We start from the raw sequence: 1,917 nt of genomic DNA on the forward strand, positions 1-1,917 counted from the left end.
GAGGGCGCCTGGGCGCCGGTGATCCGGGCCAGTTCGGGCTCACCGGAGCGGACCTGGGTGGTCTGCGGCGTGATCCCGGCGTCGGACATCAGGCGGACCATCTGGCGACGCTCGCCGGGCAGGACCAGGGTGACCACGCTGCCGGACTCGCCGGCGCGCGCGGTACGGCCGCCGCGGTGCAGGTAGTCCTTGTGGTCGCTCGGCGGGTCCACGTTGACGACCAGGTCGAGGTTGTCGACGTGGATGCCGCGCGCGGCGACGTTGGTGGCCACCAGGACCGTGACGTGGCCGGACTTGAACTGGGTGAGGGTGCGGGTGCGCTCGGGCTGCGACTTGCCGCCGTGCAGCGCGGCGGCGCGGACCCCGCTGTTGAGCAGGTGCGCGGTGAGCCGGTCCACCCCGTGCTTGGTGTCGAGGAACATGATCACCCGGCCGTCGCGGGCGGCGATCTGCGTGGTCGCGGCGTTCTTGTCCGATCCCTGGACGTGCAGCACGTGGTGTTCCATCGTGGTGACCGCGCCGGCGGAGGGGTCCACCGAGTGCACGACCGGGTCGTGCAGGTACTTGCGCACCAGCAGGTCGACGTTGCGGTCCAGGGTGGCCGAGAACAGCATCCGCTGCCCGTCCGCCTGTACCTGCTCCAGCAGTTCGGTGACCTGGGGCATGAAGCCCATGTCCGCCATCTGGTCGGCTTCGTCCAGGACGGTGACACCGACGTCGGCCAGCACGCACGCGCGGCGGTCGAGGAGGTCCTTGAGCCGGCCGGGCGTCGCCACGACCACCTCGGCACCGGCGCGCAGCGCGCTGATCTGCCGGCCGATCGGCATGCCGCCGGTCACCGTGGCCATCCGCAGCCGCAGCGAACGAGCGTACGGGGTAAGGGCGTCGGTGACCTGCTGCGCCAACTCGCGGGTGGGCACCAGTACCAACGCGAGCGGGTGCTTGGGCTCCGCGCGCCGACCGGCGGTACGGGCGAGCAACGCCAGGCCGAAGGCCAGCGTCTTGCCCGACCCGGTCCGGCCTCGGCCCAGCACGTTGCGACCGACCAACGAGTTCGGCAGCGTCGCGGCCTGGATCGGGAACGGCTCGGTCATACCCAGCGAGGTCAGCGTCGTCAGCAACTCCGACGGCATGTCCAGTTCGGCGAACGAGGTCACCGCGGGCAGCGCCGGGGTGATGGTCACCGGAAGCGCGAATTCCCCGCGCGGCCCGGAGGAACGACGCCCGTAGCCGCCGGAACCGCCCGGACGGCCGTAACCGCCGGAGCGACCGGGGGAGCCACCGGAACGGCCGTAGCCACTGCCGCCGGCGGGGCGACCGTAGCCGCCGGTGCCGCCGCTACGACCGCGGGAGGAGGAGCTGTACGAGGAACTGTTGGAGCGAGGATTGGGGTTCACGGTGAACCTTTCTCGTAACGGCCCGTACCGCGGAGACCCGGCAGCCAAAGCCGCGCAAGGCATCACGAGAAAGAGCCGGAAATGAAAAGCAGAAAAGAAGTGGGGCGAAGGAGTCCGCGCACACACTTCCGACGCGGCGCTTCGGAGAAAGCGGCCGGCACGAACGGACCTCGGGTCCGGGAGCGGTGGACGGTGCGCGGCCGTGGGCCGTCGGCTGCCGCCTACCGGGCGGGGATGCTGCTTCGCTCGCGGTCGCCTCGACCTCGGGGGCGGGCCGCGAACGATGGACACGCAAACGCCGTGCGAGGGGCCCGCGACCACATGGTGCGGGCCCCTCGCACGGGGGTGCCGAAGAGCGTCAGGCGGGAACGATGTTCTCGGCCTGCGGGCCCTTCTGACCCTGGGTGACGTCGAAGGAGACCTTCTGGCCTTCCTGGAGCTCACGGAAGCCCTGGGCGGCGATGTTCGAGTAGTGGGCGAAGACGTCGGGGCCGCCACCGTCCTGCTCGATGAAGCCGAA

At 71.0% G+C, this 1,917-nt stretch carries 2 protein-coding genes; both read right to left on the bottom strand.

Annotated elements, in window-relative coordinates:
* Positions 1 to 1,397, bottom strand: a 1,397-nt coding sequence (locus GT354_RS23300; protein WP_161358319.1) for a DEAD/DEAH box helicase, incomplete at its 3' end; no start/stop codon positions are given.
* A 358-nt stretch (positions 1,398 to 1,755) separates the two neighbouring features.
* The coding region (locus GT354_RS23305; RefSeq protein ID WP_161358320.1) for a cold-shock protein at positions 1,756 to 1,917 on the bottom strand (162 nt) is incomplete at its 5' end.

Source organism: Streptomyces sp. SID3343, assembly GCF_009865215.1.
Classification (GTDB): Bacteria; Actinomycetota; Actinomycetes; order Streptomycetales; family Streptomycetaceae; genus Embleya.